This is a genomic window from Streptomyces sp. KR80 (genome assembly GCF_052245555.1).
GTDB lineage: Bacteria > Actinomycetota > Actinomycetes > Streptomycetales > Streptomycetaceae > Streptomyces.
Map to the genome: position 1 here is coordinate 106,627 of NZ_JBQQCD010000007.1, position 16,844 is coordinate 123,470.

Here is a 16,844-nt window from a genome sequence, read left to right on the forward strand (position 1 = left end):
CGGGGGAACAGAAAGGGCGCGGGGTGTCGTACGGCGCTGAGGCGGAGGAAGGGCGGCTGATCGCCGGTCGGTACCGGCTGCTCGAGCGCATCGGCCGCGGCGGTATGGGCACGGTCTGGCGCGCCGAGGACGAGCTGCTGGCCCGCCATGTGGCGGTCAAGAAGCTGCATGTGCCGCTGCATCTGGCCGATGACGAGCGGGCCACGCTGTACGAGCGGACGCGGCGCGAGGCGCGCAGTGCGGCCCGCGTCACGCACGGGAACGTGGTCGTGGTGCACGACGTCGTCGAGGACGACGGACTGCCGTGCATCGTCATGGAGTACGTGCCGTCGCGGACGCTCGGCGACGTGCTCAAGCAGGAGGGGCCGGTGTCGCCGGACGAGGCGGCCCGGATCGGCCGCGGCATGATCGCGGCGCTGCGGGCCGCGCACGCCGCCGGAGTCCTGCACCGGGACGTCAAACCCGGCAACGTCCTTCTGGGGGCGGACGGCAGGGTGGTGCTGACGGACTTCGGGATCGCCGTCGCCTCCGGCACCTCCACGCTCACGAAAACGGGTGAACTCGTCGGTTCCGTGGACTATGTCGCCCCGGAACGGGTCAGGGGCGGGACACCGGGCCCCGCCTCGGACCTGTGGGCGCTGGGCGCGACGCTGTATCAGGCCCTCGAGGGGCGGCCGCCGTTCCGCAAGGACACCGCGATCGAGACGGCGTACGCGATCGCCGTCGACCCTCTGGAGCCGCCACGCAGGGCGGGCGTCCTGGGCCCACTGATCGAAGAGCTGCTGGCCAAGGATCCGCAGGCGCGGCCGTCGGCGGACGTGGTGGAGCGGCGGCTGAGGGAGCCTGCGGCGGAGGCGGAGACGGCGGCGGTGGACCGTACGGGACTGCTGTCCGGTCCGGAGTCCCTGCCGGGGTCTGGGCAGGGCGGGGATGCGGCGCGCGGCGAGAGTACGGGTGGCGCTCCGGTGGACGGCGTCGGTGACGCCGCCGGCCGCCCGTTCGGTGCCGATACGACCCGCGTCGGTCCAGCGCCGACGGCGGATCGCGCGCCCGGCCGCCCACGCGGGGGCCGCCGCCGTGCCGCAGTATGGGCCGCCACCGTGGTGATCGTGGCCGCAGCGGCGGTCGGCGGCACGGTCTGGGCGCAGCGCGGCGCGGACGAGGGCCGGGAGACGTCCGCGGGCGCGACGGGCCCGGATACGGGCGGAACGCCGTCCCCGAGCACGTCCTTGGCGCCGTCGCCATCCCCGGTCCCGGACGGCTATCGCCTCTGGGAGGAGAAGGCTTTCGGCGTCTCGGTCCCGGTACCGAAGGGCTGGACGCGCAAGAAGGTGCCCGACGGCGGTGAGATCGCGTACGTCGACCCGACCGGGATGGTCGGCCTGCGGATCAACGTCCTCGACTTCGCCAGCACCGATCCCCTCCAGCACTGGAAGGACGACAAGGCCAAGTCCATCAGCGAGGGGAAGCTGCCGGGGTACCGGGAGCTGCGGATGCAGCGAACGGAATACCGGGAGATGCCGGCGGCGATCTGGGAGTTCACCTGGCAGGGCCAGGCGCGTGAGTGGCGCGCCAAAGACCTCGGGTTCGGACGCCCCGGTGAGAAGGAGTACGCGCTCTATCTCTCGGCGCCGAGCGCCGAATGGGCCAAGTACGAGCCGGTCTTCGACCACGCCCGCGACAGCTTGCGCATCGCTGACGGCTCATGAGCCGTCAGCTGTCGTGGGCCTGCGGCCTGCGGGAGCAAGGGGCCGCGTTCTCCGCCCCGACCGCGGTGAGTTGAGGTTCGCCGCGGGGCAGCGGCATCGCGTGCCGTCCGCCCTGGCGGTACCAGCGCGCGGCCCGCGCACGGGCCGACCCGCGTCGCGGCCTCGGCCAACGGCGCGACGAGTACGCGCCTGCGCCGCTGGAGGGCCGCTCGCACGCGCTGGGGCGCGAGCGTCCCGCCGGCCTCGCCGCGAGGCGTCAGCGCTCGGTGATCCGGCCGTCCGCGACTGCTACGCGGCGGGTGGTGCGGACCGCTTCGAGCATCCGGCGGTCGTGGGTCACCAGGAGGAGCGTGCCGGGATAGGTGGCCAGTGCGGCCTCCAACTGCTCGATGGCGGGTAGGTCGAGGTGGTTCGTGGGTTCGTCGAGGACCAGCAGGTTGACGCCACGGGCCTGGAGCAGGGCGAGGGCAGAGCGAGTCCGCTCGCCCGGGGAGAGCGTGGCCGCAGGCCGTAGCACATGGTCGGCCTTGAGGCCGAACTTGGCGAGCAGAGTGCGGGTCTCGGCGGGTTCCATGCCGGGTACCGCCGAGCCGAAGGCGTCGAGGAGGGCCTCGTCGCCCAGGAAGAGCGCACGGGCCTGGTCCACCTCGCCCACGACCACCCCCGGACCGAGTGCGGCGGTACCCGCGTCGAGCGGGAGACGGCCGAGCAGGGCAGCGAGCAGCGTCGACTTGCCGGAGCCGTTGGCGCCGGTGATCGCCACCCGGTCGGCCCAGTCGATCTGCAGGTCGACGGGGCCGAAGTCGAACGAGCCGCGCCGCGCCACGGCCCCACGGAGCGTTGCGACGACCGCGCCCGAGCGGGGTGCGGCGGCGATCGTCATCCGCAGCTCCCACTCCTTGCGCGGCTCCTCGACCGCCTCCAGACGCTCGATCAGCCGCTGTGTCTGCCGGGCCTTGGCGGCCTGCTTCTCGCTGGCCTCACTGCGGAACCTGCGGCCGATCTTGTCGTTGTCGCCCGCCTTGCGCCGGGCGTTCTTCACGCCCTTGTCCATCCAGGTGCGCTGGGTTCGGGCCCGCTCCTCCAGCGTGGACTTCTTGTCGGCGTACTGCTCGTACTCCTCGCGAGCGTGCCGTCGAGCGACCTCCCGCTCCTCCAGATAGGAGGTGTAACCGCCGCCGTAGATGTTCACCTGCTGCTGGGCGCGGTCGAGTTCGACCACTTTGTTCACGGTGCGGGTCAGGAACTCGCGGTCGTGGCTGACCAGGACCGTACCGGCCCGCAGCCCGGTGACGAACTCCTCGAGCCGCGCCAGCCCGTCCAGGTCGAGATCGTTCGTCGGTTCGTCGAGCAGCAAGACGTCGTAGCGGCTGAGCAGCAGGGAAGCCAGCCCGGCGCGCGCCGCCTGGCCGCCGGACAGTCCGGCCATGGGCTGGTCGAGGTCGACCTTCAGCCCGAGTGAGTCCGCGACCTCCTCGGCCCGCTCCTCCAGGTCGGCCCCACCGAGGGCGAGCCAGCGCTCGAGCCCGACGGCGTACGCGTCGTCGGCTGCGGGGGCGCCATCGACCAGCGCCTGCGTGGCGGCATCGAGCGCTGCCTGGGCCGCGGCGACCCCGGTACGCCGGGCCAGGAACGCCCGTACGGTCTCGGCTTCCCGACGCTCCGGCTCCTGCGGCAGATGCCCGACGCTCGCCGTCGACGGGCTGAGCCGCAGCGCGCCCTGCTCGGGGGTGTCGAGACCCGCGAGCAGCCGCAACAGGGTCGACTTGCCCGCGCCGTTGGCCCCGACGAGCCCGATGACATCCCCGGGGGCGATCACCAGATCGAGCCCGGAGAAGAGGGTGCGGTCGCCGTGTCCGGCGGCCAGGTCCTTGGCGACGAGGGTGGCGTTCACAAGGAGCAGATTCTCGCAGAGTCCAGTGCCTCGCCCGACGGGCCGGCTCGGCGGCGTCCGCCCCGCTCGCCGCCCTGGCACGCGAACGCCTCGGCTGGGAGGCGGCCGCCGTATCGTTTCTGCGCCGGTTCATCGGCCAACTACCCAGGACAACCCGGCAGTCGGTGCGTAGCATTCAGGTGCGGGGGGCTGGTGGCGCGGACACACCGAGGGGTTCCGTGGGTCTGGACTTTCGCGTACTCGGTCCTGTCGAGGTGTGGTGCGACGGCCGCCGGCTGCCGCTCGGCGGACCCAAGCCGCGCGCGCTGCTCGCCGCTCTGCTGCTGCAACCCGGCCGCGTCGTCTCCGCCGACGCACTGGTCGACACGATCTGGGGCGAGGAACCGCCGGACACCGCGCGTGCACTGATCCAGACATATGTGTCCGGGCTCCGGCGCTCGCTGCCCGGCGAGGTCATCGAGACCCGCCCGCCCGGCTATCTGTTCCGCACCGATGCCGGCGCGGTGGACCGGGCGGCCTTCGAACGGCTGGTGGCCGAGAGCCGGCGGGCCGCAGCGGACGGCGATCACCCCACTGCCGCACGGGGGTTGGCGGAAGCACTGGCCCTGTGGCGAGGTCCGGCGCTGGGCGGGATCGGCGAGGCGCTGCGGGTGGAGGCCGACCGGCTCGAGGAGGCGCGGCTCGCCGCTCTGGAGGAGCGGATCGCCGCCGAGCTGGAGGCCTCCGGCCACGAGACCGAGCTCGTCGCCGAGCTCACGGCTCTGGTCGGAGCCCACCCCACCCGGGAGCGGCTGCGCGGCCAGCTGATGGTCGCGCTCTACCGGTTGGACCGCCAGGCCGATGCGCTCGCGGTGTACGCCGAAGGGCGCGCCGTACTCGCCGACGAACTGGGCATCGACCCGGGGCCCGGGCTGAACGAGCTGTACGAAGCGATCCTGCGGGCCGACCCGGCGCTGCTCACGCCCGCCTCCGCAGCCTCCTCCTCCACCACCACCGGTTCCGTGTCCCCAGTGCGACCGGCCCTCCTGCCGCCCACGATCGGTGACTTCACAGGCCGTGAGGCCCCACTCGACACGCTGGTCGCGGCACTGTCCGGCCCCCGCGACGCGGTGCCGGTCATGGTGCTGTCAGGACCCGGCGGTGTCGGCAAGTCCACGCTCGCCGTCGAGGGCGCCCACCAGGCGGCCTCCGCTTATCCCGACGGCCAGCTCTATGCCGAGCTGCGCGGTTTCACCGAGACCCCGCTGCCCCCCGAGGAGGTCCTCGGCCGCCTCCTTCGCGCCCTGGGCACCGACCCACCCGGCACGCTCGCCGAACGTATCGACCTGTTCCGCAGTACGGTCGCCGGGCGCCGCATCCTCCTCGTCCTGGACGACGCGCGCAGTGAAGCGCAGGTGCGCCCGCTGCTCCCGGGCAGCCCGACGTGTGGCGTCGTCATCACCTCCCGCGCCCGCCTCTTCGGGCTGGTCGGGGCCCAGCGTCTCGACCTCGACGTCCTCGACCATGAGCGGGCCGTCCAACTGCTGGCCCGGGTGGCGGGGGAGGGCAGGGTCCGGGAGGAGCCGGAGGCGGCTCGGCGGATCGTCGAGCTGTGCGGCGGTCTGCCCTTGGCGATCCGCATCGCCGGGGCCCGGCTGGCCGCCCGCCGCGACTGGACGCCGCAGGTGCTCGCCGACCGGCTCGCCGACGAGCGACGGCGACTGGACGAACTCACCGTGGGCGACCTGGAGGTACGCGCCGGGGTCGGCCTCAGCTACCGGGCGCTGAGCGACCCCGCCCGTACCGCGCTGCGCCGACTCGGCCTGCTGGGCGCGCCCGACGTCCCGGCCTGGGTGATCGCCGCACTGCTGGATGTACCGGAGGCCGAGGCGGACCGCGTCCTGGAACAGCTCCTCAACGCCCAGCTGCTGCACTTCTCCGCCATCGACCGGGTCGGCCAATCGCGTTTCCGGCTGCATGACTTGGTGCGGGTGTACGCCGCCGAGCGAGCCGGGACCGAAGACACCGAGGAGGAGCGGGCCGCAGCCCTGGGCCGCGCGGTCGGTGGCTGGCTCTGGCTGACCGATCGGGTCGCCGCGGCCGTCCCCACCGGCACGGTGGTGCTGAGACCGGCCCACTCCGCCGCCTGGCCGCTCGAACCCGAGGTCACCAGGCGGGCCCTGGCCGACCCCCTCGCCTGGAGCGACGCCGAGTCCGATGCGATCGCCGTCGCCGTGGAACGCGCCGCCGCCATGGGCCTGCACGCGCTCGCCTGCGAGGCCGCGGTGGCTCTCTGCTCGTCGTCGTACGCCATCGGAAACTGCTTCGAGGCCTGGTGGCGCACCCATGACGCGGCCCTGACCGCCGTCCGGCGGGCCGGCGACCGGAGCGGCGAGGCGCCGCTGCTGGTCGGCCTGGGACAGCTGCGGTACGAGCAGGACCGCTTCGCCGAGGCCCAGGACTACTTCCAGCAGGGGCTGGTGCTGTACACCGAACTCGGCGACGTACGGGGCGAAGCCGCCGCCCTCGCCGGCCTGGGCTGCGCCTACCGCGAGCAGGGGCGGCTGCGTGCCGCCGAGCGCGCCCTGACCCGCGCCGTCGGCGACTTCCGGCGGCTCGGCGACGAAAGCTCACTCGGCCTGACGTGCCGGTACGCCGGTTCCGTACACATCGAGTTGGGGGAGTACGAGGCGGCGCGGACGCTGCTCGACGAGGCGCTGCGCTCGTACCGGCGGCAGGGCAGTCGACGCGGTGAGGCGCTCACCCTGCGATCGATCGGACTGATGTACCGGGCGCTCGGCGACTACGAGCGCGCCGAAGAGCTCTGCGAGCAGGCCTTGGACATCCTGCGCGGCCTCGGCGACCGGTTGATGGCCGCGTACGCGGTCCAGGCGCGGGCCAAGTCCCGGATCCGGCTGGGGCGTACGGCCGACGCCGCTCCTGACCTGCTGGCCGCCTGTGAGGTCTGCCGGGACAACGGTGACCGGTTCGGTGAGGCCCTGATGCTGCGGACGCTCGGCGAGTGCGAGCTCGCCGACGGCCGTCCCGCCGACGCCGAGCGGCACCTCATGGCGTCGGTCGCGCTCTGGGAAGCCATGGACCTGCCGCTGCCCCGTGCGCGTACGCTCCGCGACCTCGCGTCGGTGCGGGAGGCGCTCGGCGACCCGGCGGGGGCGGCGGCGTTGCGGGACGATGCGCTGGAGGTCTTCGAAGCGTGCGAGGCGCGGGAGCGGCAGGAGCTCGGGGCGCGAAGCGACTGCTGCTGAACCGGGCTTGAAGCCGCCTGAAGGTCGCTGGAAACGGTCTTGCAGAGAACTTACAGCGCCTTCCGCGAACCTTACTGGCGTCGGGCTCACGCAGCCGACACCGGAATCCTGAGGGGGGAAGGACATCTCATGCTCCGCGTCACCTCAGCACCTCGCGTGACCACGTCCCTGCTGGTGGCCGCGGTCGCCGGCGGTGCGCTCACCGCCGCCCCGCCGGCGACTGCCTCCGCAACCGACGGGCCGCAGGAGCAGAGCATCCGGACGCAGATCGTCGCGCACGCGGAGATCGAGCGCAGCAACCCCGAGCACAACCGGGAGGCTGCGCGCGATTGCAACTTCTACAGCGGCTACTGGGGGAACAGCGGCGACAACATCTGCAGCAAGTGGACCGGCCCCATCAAGTGGCGCTCCAACCAGTGGTGCGCGGACTTTGTCCGCTTCGTCTGGAAGCAGGGCGGCGCCAGGGTCAACGGCCTGGACCCGTTCGCGGGCTCCTTCTACCGCGCCCCCGCTGGGAAGTACCACAAGAAGGGCACGTACCGGCCCAAGCCGGGTGACGCCGTCCTGTACGACTGGGACGGTGCCAGGCCGGGCCTCGGCAACAACGGCTGGGACATCGACCACGTCGGCGTCGTCACGTCGTACAACGGCAAGCTGACGACGGTCGAGGGCAACACGACCAGGACCAGCAGCGGCACGGGAACGGAAGGCGTCTTCCAACGCTCCCGGAGCACCAAGCGCGTCGTCGGTTACGTATCGCCCCGTCCGCGCTAGCGGGCGCGGTCGCGCGCCGACAGCCCCAGAGCCAGCACGCCATCACCACGGGGGGAGCCCCGGGGACGGGCGATCCGGCGATGACCGTTCCCGGGGCCACGGGGGTGCCCCGGGAACGGACGATCCAGCGATCTCCGTTCCCGGGGCCTGCCGTGGGCCCTCCCACCGCGAAGGACGAAATGTGTCTGACACCATCCTCATGAACGACCCCCGGGTCGTCTCCACCCCGGTCAGCGAGTGCGGCGAGCCCCTGGTCGACCTCCGCGAGCTCCCCGGTGTCGTGATCGATTCCCGCCTCGCCGATCCGGCCGGGCACTACGCCTTCCTCCGCGAGGGCCTCGCAGCCCGCCTGCTGCGCGCCGCCGCCATGCTGCCCGACGGGCTCCGCCTCCTCGTCACCGAGGGCTACCGGCCCCTCGATCTGCAAGTGCGCTATTTCGAGGAGTACGCGGCCGAGCTGCGCCAGGCCAACCCGGAGTGGTCCGAGGCCCATCTCCGCACCCAGACCAGCCGCTCCCTCTCCCCGCCGGAAGTCGCCCCCCATGTCGCCGGCGCCGCCGTGGACCTCACCCTCTGCACCGCCGTCGGCACCGAACTCGACCTCGGCACCCCGGTCAACGCCAGCCCCGAGGAGAGCGACGGCGCGTGCTACACCGCGGCGCCCAACATCTCCGACATCGCGCGGGACAACCGCCGTGTGCTGTCCGACGCCCTCACCAGGGCCGGGTTCGTCAATTACCCCACCGAGTGGTGGCACTGGTCGTACGGCGACCGGTACTGGGCCGTGATGACCGGGGCGCCCGCGGCCCTGTACGGTCCGGCGCGACGCCCTGATCCGGCCGCGCCCGCTCTCGACGGCGAGCTCTGTTGATGATCGCGAGCGGCAGGTCCCGGGTGCAGCCGCCGCGGTGAGCGTGGGGGTCTCACCGCGGCGGCAGTGCGGGTCCCCCCGCCGGAGTCAGGGGGAGGGTCGGGGGCTGATCAGGGTCGGCCCTGATGCCCGTAGGGGTCCCGGCGTGTGACGATCGGGGGCATGAGCTCCGCCACGCCCCGCGCCGGGGCCCCGCAGGCCCCGGCACCCGACCCTCCCCCTACCTCCGGCGAGGGGACCCCAACCGAGGAACGCCCCGCGCGCAAGCTCTACCGCAGCGCGGAGGGCCGCTGGCTCGGCGGCGTGGCCCGCGGGCTCGCCGGGCACCTCGGGCTGCCGGTGTCGTGGGTGCGGCTCGTCTTCGTCGGACTGTTCATGATCGACGGCCTGGGGGCCGTGCTCTACGCGGGCTTCTGGTTCGTGGTGCCGCTCGGCGTCGGTGGGGTCGGCACTCAGCGCTCCGCCGCCGACCTGCCGTTCACCGAGACCGCGGCCCCCACCGGGGCCCGGACCGGGACCGCGGCCGGGACCTGGACCGACGGCCGCCGCCGGATCTTCGCCCGCAAGCCCGACAAGGGCCAGCTGATCGCCCTGCTGGCGCTGGTGATCGGGTTGGCGTTCTTCGTCGACAGGCTGCAGCTCGGCCGGGCCGCCGGCGCCTACATCTGGCCGGCCCTGCTGATCGGCGCAGGCGTCGCGCTCGTCTGGCGGCAGGCGGACAACGCCCGCCGCGCCCACTGGATGGAGGTCGGCCGCAGCAAGGGGCTCCTGCACATCGCGCGGAGCGCGGCCGGCGTGCTGCTCGTATGCGCCGGGATCACCGGCATCGTCGTCATCCAGGGCTCGGCCAGGCACCTCGGCCTGGTGCTCCAGGCGACGCTCGCCGTCGTGGTCGGCATCGCGTTGCTCGCCGGCCCGTATCTCGTGCGGATGATGCAGGACCTCTCCGAGGAGCGGCTGATGCGGATCCGCGCCCAGGAGCGCGCCGAGGTCGCAGCGCACGTCCACGACTCCGTCCTGCACACGCTCACCCTGATCCAGCGCAATGCGGAGGAGCCCAAGGAGGTCGCGCGACTGGCGCGGGCACAGGAGCGGGAGCTGCGCACCTGGCTCTACAAGCCGGAGGGGACCGGTCGTCAGGACGAGGAGGAGCCGGAGACGCTCGCGGAGGCGATGCGACGTACGGCGGCCGACGTCGAGGACCATCACGGAGTGCCGGTCGAGGTGGTGTGCGTGGGGGACTGCCCACTGGACGAGAAGCTGGGCGCGCAAGTCCAGGCCGCACGCGAGGCGATGGTCAACGCGGCCAAGTACGGTGGCGAGGGCGGGGCGGTGCAGGTCTACGCCGAGGTGGAGGGCCGTACGGTCTTCGTCTCCGTACGGGACCGGGGGCCGGGCTTCGATCCGGGCGCGGTGCCGGAGGACCGGATGGGGGTGCGGGAGTCGATCATCGGCAGAATGCAGCGCAACGGCGGCACGGCACGGTTGCGGTCCGTACCCGGCGACGGCACGGAAGTGGAGCTGGAGATGGAGCGGTCCCCGTGAGCACCGCGGGCTCTCCTGACCGGAACGCGCGGGGACGGGCGGCGCCGACAGCATCGGCATGGGCGGCGGACCAGAAGACGAGGGACGGACGATGACCGAGGACACACAGGGCGAGATCGCAGCGGAGACCCAACGGGTACGGGTCGTGCTGGTCGACGACCACAGGATGTTCCGGACCGGAGTGCAGGCCGAGATCGGGGACACCGGCCGTACGGGCGTCGAGGTGGTCGGTGAGGCGGCCGACGTGGACCAGGCGATCACCGTGATCACCGCCACCCGGCCGGAAGTCGTCCTGCTGGACGTACACCTGCCGGGCGGCGGCGGTGTGGAGGTGCTGCGCCGCAGCGCGCCGATGATGTCGGACGCGGAGCGGCCCGTACGCTTCCTGGCCCTCTCCGTCTCGGACGCGGCGGAGGACGTCATCGGCGTCATCCGCGGCGGAGCCCGCGGCTATGTCACCAAGACCATCACGGGCTCGGATCTGGTCGATGCGATCTTCCGGGTCGCGGAGGGCGACGCGGTCTTCTCGCCACGGCTGGCGGGATTCGTCCTCGACGCCTTCGCCTCGACGGACGCCCCGCCGGTCGACGAGGACCTGGACCGCCTCACCCAGCGCGAGCGCGAGGTGCTGCGACTGATCGCGCGCGGCTATGCGTACAAGGAGATCGCCAAGCAGCTGTTCATCTCCGTGAAGACGGTCGAGTCCCACGTCTCGGCGGTGCTGCGGAAACTCCAGCTGTCGAACCGTCACGAGCTGACCCGCTGGGCCACCGCCCGCCGCCTGGTCTGAGCTGGCCGTCGACAGGCCAGGACGACGTATTGCAGGGTGGCACCTCCGGGATCCGGGTGTGCCACCCTGCGCTGTTGCTATGGGGTCGGCTGTCAGCCGGTGAAGCCGGCCGTGATCTTGGTGAACTGCCAGTTGCTCTGGTCGATGCCGGAGCAGTTGCTGGTGACCCCGCCGTTCGGGCACGGGCGGTCGCGGTTGACCGACCAGAAGGAGAGCCGGGCGATGCGCTGCGAGTTCGCCCAGTCACGGATCTTGGTCCAGGTCTCCGGGCTGGTCAGCTCCTGCTGATCGCTGAGACCGTTCATCCCGGAGATGCCGATGTGCGCGTAGGCCGTGGCGTCCGACCAGCCGAAGGTGCTCTTCAGCTTGGCCTTCAGCCCTTCGGTCGCGTTGACGGTGTTGCCGTACATGTCCGCACCGCCGCCGAAGTCGAACGGCATGATCGTGAACACATCGATGTCCGCCTGCAGCGCCGAAGCCTGCTCGATGAGCCGGTTGCCCCACCAGCCCGGGCCACTGGTGGAGGTGCCGAAGGTGAGGATCGTCTTCAGCCCCGGGTTGTTCTGCTTGACGATCTTCAGGGCGGTGAGGATCCGGTCCTGGACCGTCGCGTTCTCGAACTCGTCGGTGTTCTCGATGTCGACGTCGATCACCTTGAGGTTGTAGGCGTCGATCACCTTCTGGTAGGCACCGGCCAGCGCCTCAGGGGTCGAGCAGTTCGGGCCGAGCTTGTTGCCGCTCCAGCCGCCGATCGACGGGACGATGTCACCACCGGCGTTACGGATCGCGTTGATGGTGCTCTGGTCCGTGCCACCAGTGAGCGCACGCTGACCGTCCCAGGCCGGGTTGCAGCCACCGGAGGAGAGGATGAACGCCATGGTGAACCACTTGATGCCGGTGTCGCTCATCACCGACGTGGCGCTCGGCGGATCACCCCAACCCAGGTACAGGTAGGGAGCCGCCTGCTTGAAGCCGCCCGGGCCCGGGTCTGTGCCGCCAGTGCCGCCAACAGTGAAGGACTGCGCTCCGGTGCCGTTGCAGTTGTACTGCTGGAACTGGACGCTGTCGCTTCTCGACGCGGCGGGTACATCGAGGCACTTGCCGCTGTGGCGGGCGACGAAGCGCCAGGTGCCGCCTGCCTCCTCGACCGGCTTCCACTGCTGGTTGCCCCCGCCCCCGTAGCCCCACAGCTGGATCTTTCCGCCGTCGGCGTTGGAGACGTCGGCCACGTCCCAGACCTGGCTCGAGGCGTTGCGGGCCTCCACTCGGTAGTAGCCGTCGCTCGTCGGCGTGAAGCGCCACAACTGGGCGTTCGTGCCATTGCAGGCGTACTGCTGCACGACTGTGCCATTGGCGGTGGCCGCGGCCCTGGCGTCCACGCACTTGCCGCTGTTCTTGTTGACGACCCTGGTCCAGTCGGTGGGCAGGGTGGCGCCCTGGGCCGTACCAGGTACGGCAATTGCGGCGGCTGCGGCCAGCAGCCCCGCGCCGATACCGGCCAGTAGGCGTTTTCGGATACGCACGTGACCTCCCAATAGGGGGAGCTGGGGGAACAGGCGGCGGACGCTGACGCCCACAGGGCGGCTGGATCGCGCACCTGACTGCCATGCCGTCGCGGAGCAACGGCGGGCGCTCGACGTGATCACACGTCACTACGAAGAATCGGCTACGACCTGAGGGCTGCCTGGATCACCCGTGGTGCCGCATTGTCGATTCCCCTACCGAAAGCGGGAACGCAGTAGAAGACGTGGCCCTGGAGATCAGCCTCCGGTGGACCCGATGGAGAAGAGTCGCAGCCGCCAAAGGGCACCGACGACGCCGCACTTGACGCCGAGACCAGTGACCGCCCAGACCGGCGCGCCTCTTACGGGCAAAACTCCCCGGTTGAGGAGGTCCACCATCGCGGCCTCCTCTCTTTGGGGTAAGCAGGAGCCCCTAATGGTCTAAACCTATGGCCGGATTGAAGCGGACCGTCACGTCGTCGTCAATAGCCTCGGTATGGGGTTGTTTACTGATCAATCCTGATCATGAAGTAAGGGCAGGACCCATCGCGAGGTTTGCGAAGATATGGCATCAGTAAGGGCAGGTGAGGGTGAATCGCTTGAAGCTGATGCGCTCGTAGGGGCCGTTGGTGCCGTTCTCGTACAGGACCGCGGCAGTCGTCCTGTCCATCTTGGCCAGGTCGGAGTAGGCGGCGGGGCCGTCGGCGATGACGGTGGCGGTCCTCCAGGTCTTGCCGCCGTCTGCGCTGCGCCGGATGGTCAGATGCCGCCGGCTCGATGGGTCGTCGGGGGCGGAGAAGAGCAGCGGGCGGCAGCTGACCCCTTCGTCCTGCAGCAGCGTGGCTTTGACGACGGGGGCCGACAGCTGCTGAGGCCGGTACGGGGTGGTGAACGTCCTGCCGCCGTCCTTGCTGTAGGTGTCGGCGCGGGTGGCCGGGTCGGTGCCGTGTTGGTCGCGGGTGTTGAAGTAGAGCGTGCCGTCCGGGAGCTCGGCGGCCGTGGTCTCGTCCGGTCTGAGTTCGCCGTCGGTGCGGTAGTCGGTGGCGCCGATGCGCCATGTGGTGCCGTGGTCGTCGCTGTAGAGGACGTGAGATCCGGATCCGCGGTTTGGGCCGGTGTGGTTCGCCGGCACGATCAGACGGCCTTCGTGGCTGTGGGCGAGGGCGATGCCGTGCCCTGGACCGGTCGCGTACCAGCGCCAGTGGGTGCGCTTGACGGACGGGGTGATCTCCCGCGGGCTGGACCAGGTCGCGCCCGCGTTGGAGCTGCGCTGGACGTAGATGCGCCGGCCGTCAGCGGGCGGGACTTTGCCCTCCTCGATTTCCTTCTGGGTGACCGAACCCTTCTGGCGTACGGTGAGCAGGACGATCGCGCCGTTCGCGGGGTCGACTACGGGGGCGGGGTTGCCGGCGACGTCGCGCTTGTTGTCGTGAACGCGCTTCAGCGGTCCCCAGGTGCATCCGCCATCGCTGGAGCGTCTGGCGACGACGTCGATGTCGCCGTGGTCGGCGGCACTGTTTCGGCGGCCCTCCGCGAAGGCCACCACGGCGGCGCGGGTGCGTACGAGGGCGGGGATACGGAAGGTGTGATAACCGCCCGTACCGGACACGAACGGCGTTGAGGTGAGGCAGGAGTTCGCGGCCGCTGCCTCGTGAGGCACGCCGAGCCCCAACCCGCTGAACGCGACAGTGGCCAGCAGCCCACCGGCGATCACCCGAGAATTCTGCACCTGCGAAAGATGACACCTCATCAGGCCTCCATAGGGCACCCGCGCAGCCCGGCCTGGACACCGCCACACCGGTGGTGTAACCGCCCTGGGATGTCAGTGGCCCCAGGCAATCCCGCTGATGAGCGGACGCTCCCCGACCGAAGTCGCACCTGCCGTCAGGCCCTTGACCTTCCCCTGCCACTCAAACTTCGCGCTGACATTAACCTCGGTTCTGTTTCCCACGGTGGAATCACTTCTTGAACCGTCAACGTGCCTATCTCTCCCAGCGATTCATCCCACACGCGATCTTTCTCTGATGTCCGGTCTGAATCGCATAATGTCCTGATTCAGATCTATGGTTCGTTTCCTCTCCCGGCTCTGCGCCTCGCGCGCTGGTCATCACGGGCTCGGACCTGGTCGACGCGATTCTCCGGGGCAGGTGAGGGTGAACCGCTCGAAGGTGATGCGTTCGTAGGGGTTGTTGGTGCCGTTCTCGTACAGGACCGCGGCTGTTGTCCGGTCCATCTTGGTCAGGTCGGAGTAGGCGGCGGGGCCGTCGGCGATCCAGGAATCAGGGCCCCGCGAGCGCGGCTGTACGCGGCTCGATCAGGTTCGCGATGCGGCGGCATGGTGGGTGGCGGGCCCCAACCGGAGCCTGCGGCGGGGTGGTTCGGGAGGACGGCGTGCGTCGCGCGTACTCGGTGACGCGTGACGGCCCGGCGGTGTGGGTTTCCCGCCATTACGGGAATCCGCCACTCCACGGCGACGGGTCGTGACCTATTTCTGATGTACGGTCACCAACGTGAATCGATAACACGTACGTGAATTCCAATAAGGCTGCAGAAATACCCCCGCTTTCACCAGCGAGGACACCAAGGACTGATCACCACCCCACCCGGCAGCATCTCCCTTCTGGAGGAGACCATGCGCATCGGAAAGAAGACATCCATCGGTGTCGCCGCCTTAGCGGTCGCCATCGGGACGGCAAGCGGACAGAGCTTTGCGGGCGCGGCACCGGCGGGGACCCCCACCCCAACCGGCGTCACCAAGGCCAAGGTGATCACCTTGACCACCGGCGACAGAGTCCACCTGACGACCACAGCCGACGGAACGCGGTCCACGGGCATAGAACCCGGGCCGGGACGTTCGGACATCGGCTTCTTCGCCGCCTCCACCTTCAAGGGCGGTCAGCGGGAGACCACCGTCATCCCCGAGGACGCCCTGGCGTCGGTCAGCAAGGGTGACTTCGATGCCCGGCTGTTCAACGTGAGCTTGCTCGACCGGCTCGGCGTCACCGACGCCTCGAAGGCGAAGCTGGCCGACAAGAAGCCGTCGGCGCCGGGACCCAAGGCGGTCAAGCTCACCCTTAAGAGCATCGGACGCGACGGAAAGGCACCGGCCGCTACGCTCGCATTCGCCGTCGAGAACAAGACCGGCGAGACGCACAGCTTCACGTTCGACGAGGCCGGCGGCATGGGCATGGCCGAGGTGCCCGAAGGCATGTACGACGTCATCGTGATCAACCGGACCGCTCTCATGAAGGAGAAGGGCGCGAACACGGCGATCGCGGAGATCGGTACGAAGGTCATGGGGGACACCGAAGTGATGGCGGATGCCCGGAAGGGCAGGCCGGTGATGACGCCGGTGCAACGCCCTGACGCCAAGACGGTCAAGTCCAAGCTCGGCCTGCTGTCGGCCGCCGAAGCAGGTGGCGGCGTGCTGAACTACTTCGGCGGCCCGGACGACATGATGTACGCGACGCCGACCAAGATGGTCAAGGACCACCGGCTCGAGTTCGGCGTCGGCAACATCCTCGATTCGCCCATGGACGCGGCGAAGAAGTACCAGTACAACCTGTCCTTCATGGAGAAGGGCAGCATCCCGCACGACCTGATCTTCGAGGCCCCGGACGCCAAGCTGGCGGCGGTGGACACCACGTACCACCGTGAGGGCGACCCAGTCGTTGCCTCCCGCGGCAACTACGCGCGCATCGGCTCCCTCGGTGGCGGGCTCTTCCCGATCCTGGATCTCAAGGTGCCCGTGAAGCGGGTCGAGTACTACACCCCGGGCGTCGAATGGTTGCGGATCTTCCAGATCGAGGGGCAGAAGAGCGAAGAGAAGACAGACACCTTCAAGGCCGGCATGACCACCGATGAGTGGAACAAGAACCCGACCAAACCCTGACTCCACGACCGGGCCCTGATCCGGCCACCCGGCCCGGCCGTTGGAAAACCGAAGTGGCGTCTCTCCGTCCGGGGAGGCGCCACTTCGGTGTGCGCTCAGGGCAGGCAGATGGGCCGATCCCGGAGCCTGAGCTCGAACCACACCGTTTTGCCGATGCCGCAGGGGCGGGAATGGGCGCCCCAGTCGTTCGCGAGGGCAGCAACGAGGGTGAGGCCGCGGCCGGACTCGTCCTCGGGGGACACCTGGCGCGGCCGAGGCAAGTCGCCGCTCGCGTCCGACACCTCAACGCGCATCCGGTCCTCGACGAGGAGGCACCGCGCCCAGATCTCGCGGCCCGGCGAGACCCGGGCGTGCTTGCACGCGTTCGTCACCAGCTCGCTGAGCAGCAGTACGGCCGTCTCCGCCGTCTCGTCCGGGATCTTCCACGAGCAGGCCTGTTCCCGCAGAAACGTCCTCGCCTTGCCCACGCTGCGCGCATGCCGCGTCAACCGCCACTCGACGATCTGCGGCCCACGTCCGGGACTCCAAGGACCAGACCGGCCCGCAGTTGGCCTTTACGCCCGCCGCATGGGCGGAGTTCGTCGACTTCGCGGCCCGGCAGCCGCTCCCGTAGTCCCGGAGC

General features: G+C 70.5%; 12 protein-coding genes and 1 pseudogene. 8 read left to right on the top strand and 5 right to left on the bottom strand.

The features are described 5' to 3' along the window. The first annotated feature begins 23 nt into the window (after positions 1-23). The gene (locus ACTWQI_RS13100; protein WP_443270093.1) at positions 24-1,709 is read left to right on the top strand and encodes a serine/threonine-protein kinase; all 1,686 of its coding nucleotides are present in this window, start codon (positions 24-26) and stop codon (positions 1,707-1,709) included. A 256-nt stretch (positions 1,710-1,965) separates the two neighbouring features. Here ACTWQI_RS13100 and ACTWQI_RS13105 read toward each other — a convergent pair whose 3' ends face one another. Beyond that, a complete protein-coding gene (locus ACTWQI_RS13105; RefSeq protein ID WP_443270095.1) occupies positions 1,966-3,603 on the bottom strand; it encodes an ABC-F family ATP-binding cassette domain-containing protein in 1,638 nt (545 codons plus the stop codon). Positions 3,604-3,821: 218 nt separating this feature from the next. On the opposite strand from ACTWQI_RS13105, the gene ACTWQI_RS13110 reads away from it, so the two are divergent. The 5 genes from ACTWQI_RS13110 (at position 3,822) to ACTWQI_RS13130 (ending at position 10,828) form a co-directional block, all read left to right on the top strand. Beyond that, positions 3,822-6,848 (top strand): BTAD domain-containing putative transcriptional regulator, encoded by a 3,027-nt coding sequence (locus ACTWQI_RS13110; RefSeq protein WP_443270097.1) that lies wholly within the window; start codon positions 3,822-3,824, stop codon positions 6,846-6,848. Positions 6,849-6,977: 129 nt separating this feature from the next. After that, positions 6,978-7,622, top strand: coding sequence for a CHAP domain-containing protein (locus tag ACTWQI_RS13115; RefSeq protein ID WP_443270099.1), 645 nt, complete (start codon positions 6,978-6,980; stop codon positions 7,620-7,622). Positions 7,623-7,803: 181 nt separating this feature from the next. Continuing rightward, positions 7,804-8,493, top strand: coding sequence for a M15 family metallopeptidase (locus ACTWQI_RS13120; RefSeq protein WP_443270100.1), 690 nt, complete (start codon positions 7,804-7,806; stop codon positions 8,491-8,493). Between the two features lie 162 nt (positions 8,494-8,655). Next, entirely contained in the window at positions 8,656-10,038 is a 1,383-nt protein-coding gene (locus tag ACTWQI_RS13125; protein ID WP_443270102.1) for a PspC domain-containing protein, read from the top strand. A 91-nt stretch (positions 10,039-10,129) separates the two neighbouring features. After that, the gene (locus ACTWQI_RS13130; RefSeq protein WP_443270104.1) at positions 10,130-10,828 is read left to right on the top strand and encodes a LuxR C-terminal-related transcriptional regulator; all 699 of its coding nucleotides are present in this window, start codon (positions 10,130-10,132) and stop codon (positions 10,826-10,828) included. Between the two features lie 92 nt (positions 10,829-10,920). Here ACTWQI_RS13130 and ACTWQI_RS13135 read toward each other — a convergent pair whose 3' ends face one another. The 3 genes from ACTWQI_RS13135 to ACTWQI_RS13145 all read right to left on the bottom strand — a co-directional run bounded on the left by ACTWQI_RS13135 (position 10,921) and on the right by ACTWQI_RS13145 (position 14,563). Continuing rightward, positions 10,921-12,351 (bottom strand): RICIN domain-containing protein, encoded by a 1,431-nt coding sequence (locus ACTWQI_RS13135; protein ID WP_443270106.1) that lies wholly within the window; start codon positions 12,349-12,351, stop codon positions 10,921-10,923. Positions 12,352-12,901: 550 nt separating this feature from the next. Next, positions 12,902-14,059 (bottom strand): sialidase family protein, encoded by a 1,158-nt coding sequence (locus ACTWQI_RS13140; RefSeq protein WP_443270108.1) that lies wholly within the window; start codon positions 14,057-14,059, stop codon positions 12,902-12,904. A gap of 378 nt (positions 14,060-14,437) precedes the next feature. Further along, the gene (locus tag ACTWQI_RS13145) at positions 14,438-14,563 is read right to left on the bottom strand and encodes a hypothetical protein (protein ID WP_443270110.1); all 126 of its coding nucleotides are present in this window, start codon (positions 14,561-14,563) and stop codon (positions 14,438-14,440) included. A gap of 399 nt (positions 14,564-14,962) precedes the next feature. On the opposite strand from ACTWQI_RS13145, the gene ACTWQI_RS13150 reads away from it, so the two are divergent. Further along, on the top strand, positions 14,963-16,222 hold the full coding sequence (locus ACTWQI_RS13150) for a hypothetical protein (protein WP_443270112.1): 1,260 nt from the start codon (positions 14,963-14,965) through the stop codon (positions 16,220-16,222). Positions 16,223-16,317: 95 nt separating this feature from the next. On the opposite strand, the gene ACTWQI_RS13155 is transcribed toward ACTWQI_RS13150, so the two are convergent. After that, positions 16,318-16,689, bottom strand: coding sequence for an ATP-binding protein (locus tag ACTWQI_RS13155; RefSeq protein ID WP_443270114.1), 372 nt, complete (start codon positions 16,687-16,689; stop codon positions 16,318-16,320). A 53-nt stretch (positions 16,690-16,742) separates the two neighbouring features. Between ACTWQI_RS13155 and ACTWQI_RS13160 the strand changes: the two are divergent. Next, positions 16,743-16,835: pseudogene (locus ACTWQI_RS13160) on the top strand (DUF397 domain-containing protein); the annotation flags it as partial. Between the last annotated feature and the right edge of the window lie 9 nt (positions 16,836-16,844).

Coding starts and splice junctions, on each gene's coding strand:
- ACTWQI_RS13130 (WP_443270104.1), top strand. CDS start 10,130: ATGACCGAGGACACACAGGGCGAGATCGCAGCGGAGACCCAACGGGTA.
- ACTWQI_RS13115 (WP_443270099.1), top strand. CDS start 6,978: ATGCTCCGCGTCACCTCAGCACCTCGCGTGACCACGTCCCTGCTGGTG.
- ACTWQI_RS13150 (WP_443270112.1), top strand. CDS start 14,963: ATGCGCATCGGAAAGAAGACATCCATCGGTGTCGCCGCCTTAGCGGTC.
- ACTWQI_RS13145 (WP_443270110.1), bottom strand. CDS start 14,563: ATGGACCGGACAACAGCCGCGGTCCTGTACGAGAACGGCACCAACAAC.
- ACTWQI_RS13125 (WP_443270102.1), top strand. CDS start 8,656: ATGAGCTCCGCCACGCCCCGCGCCGGGGCCCCGCAGGCCCCGGCACCC.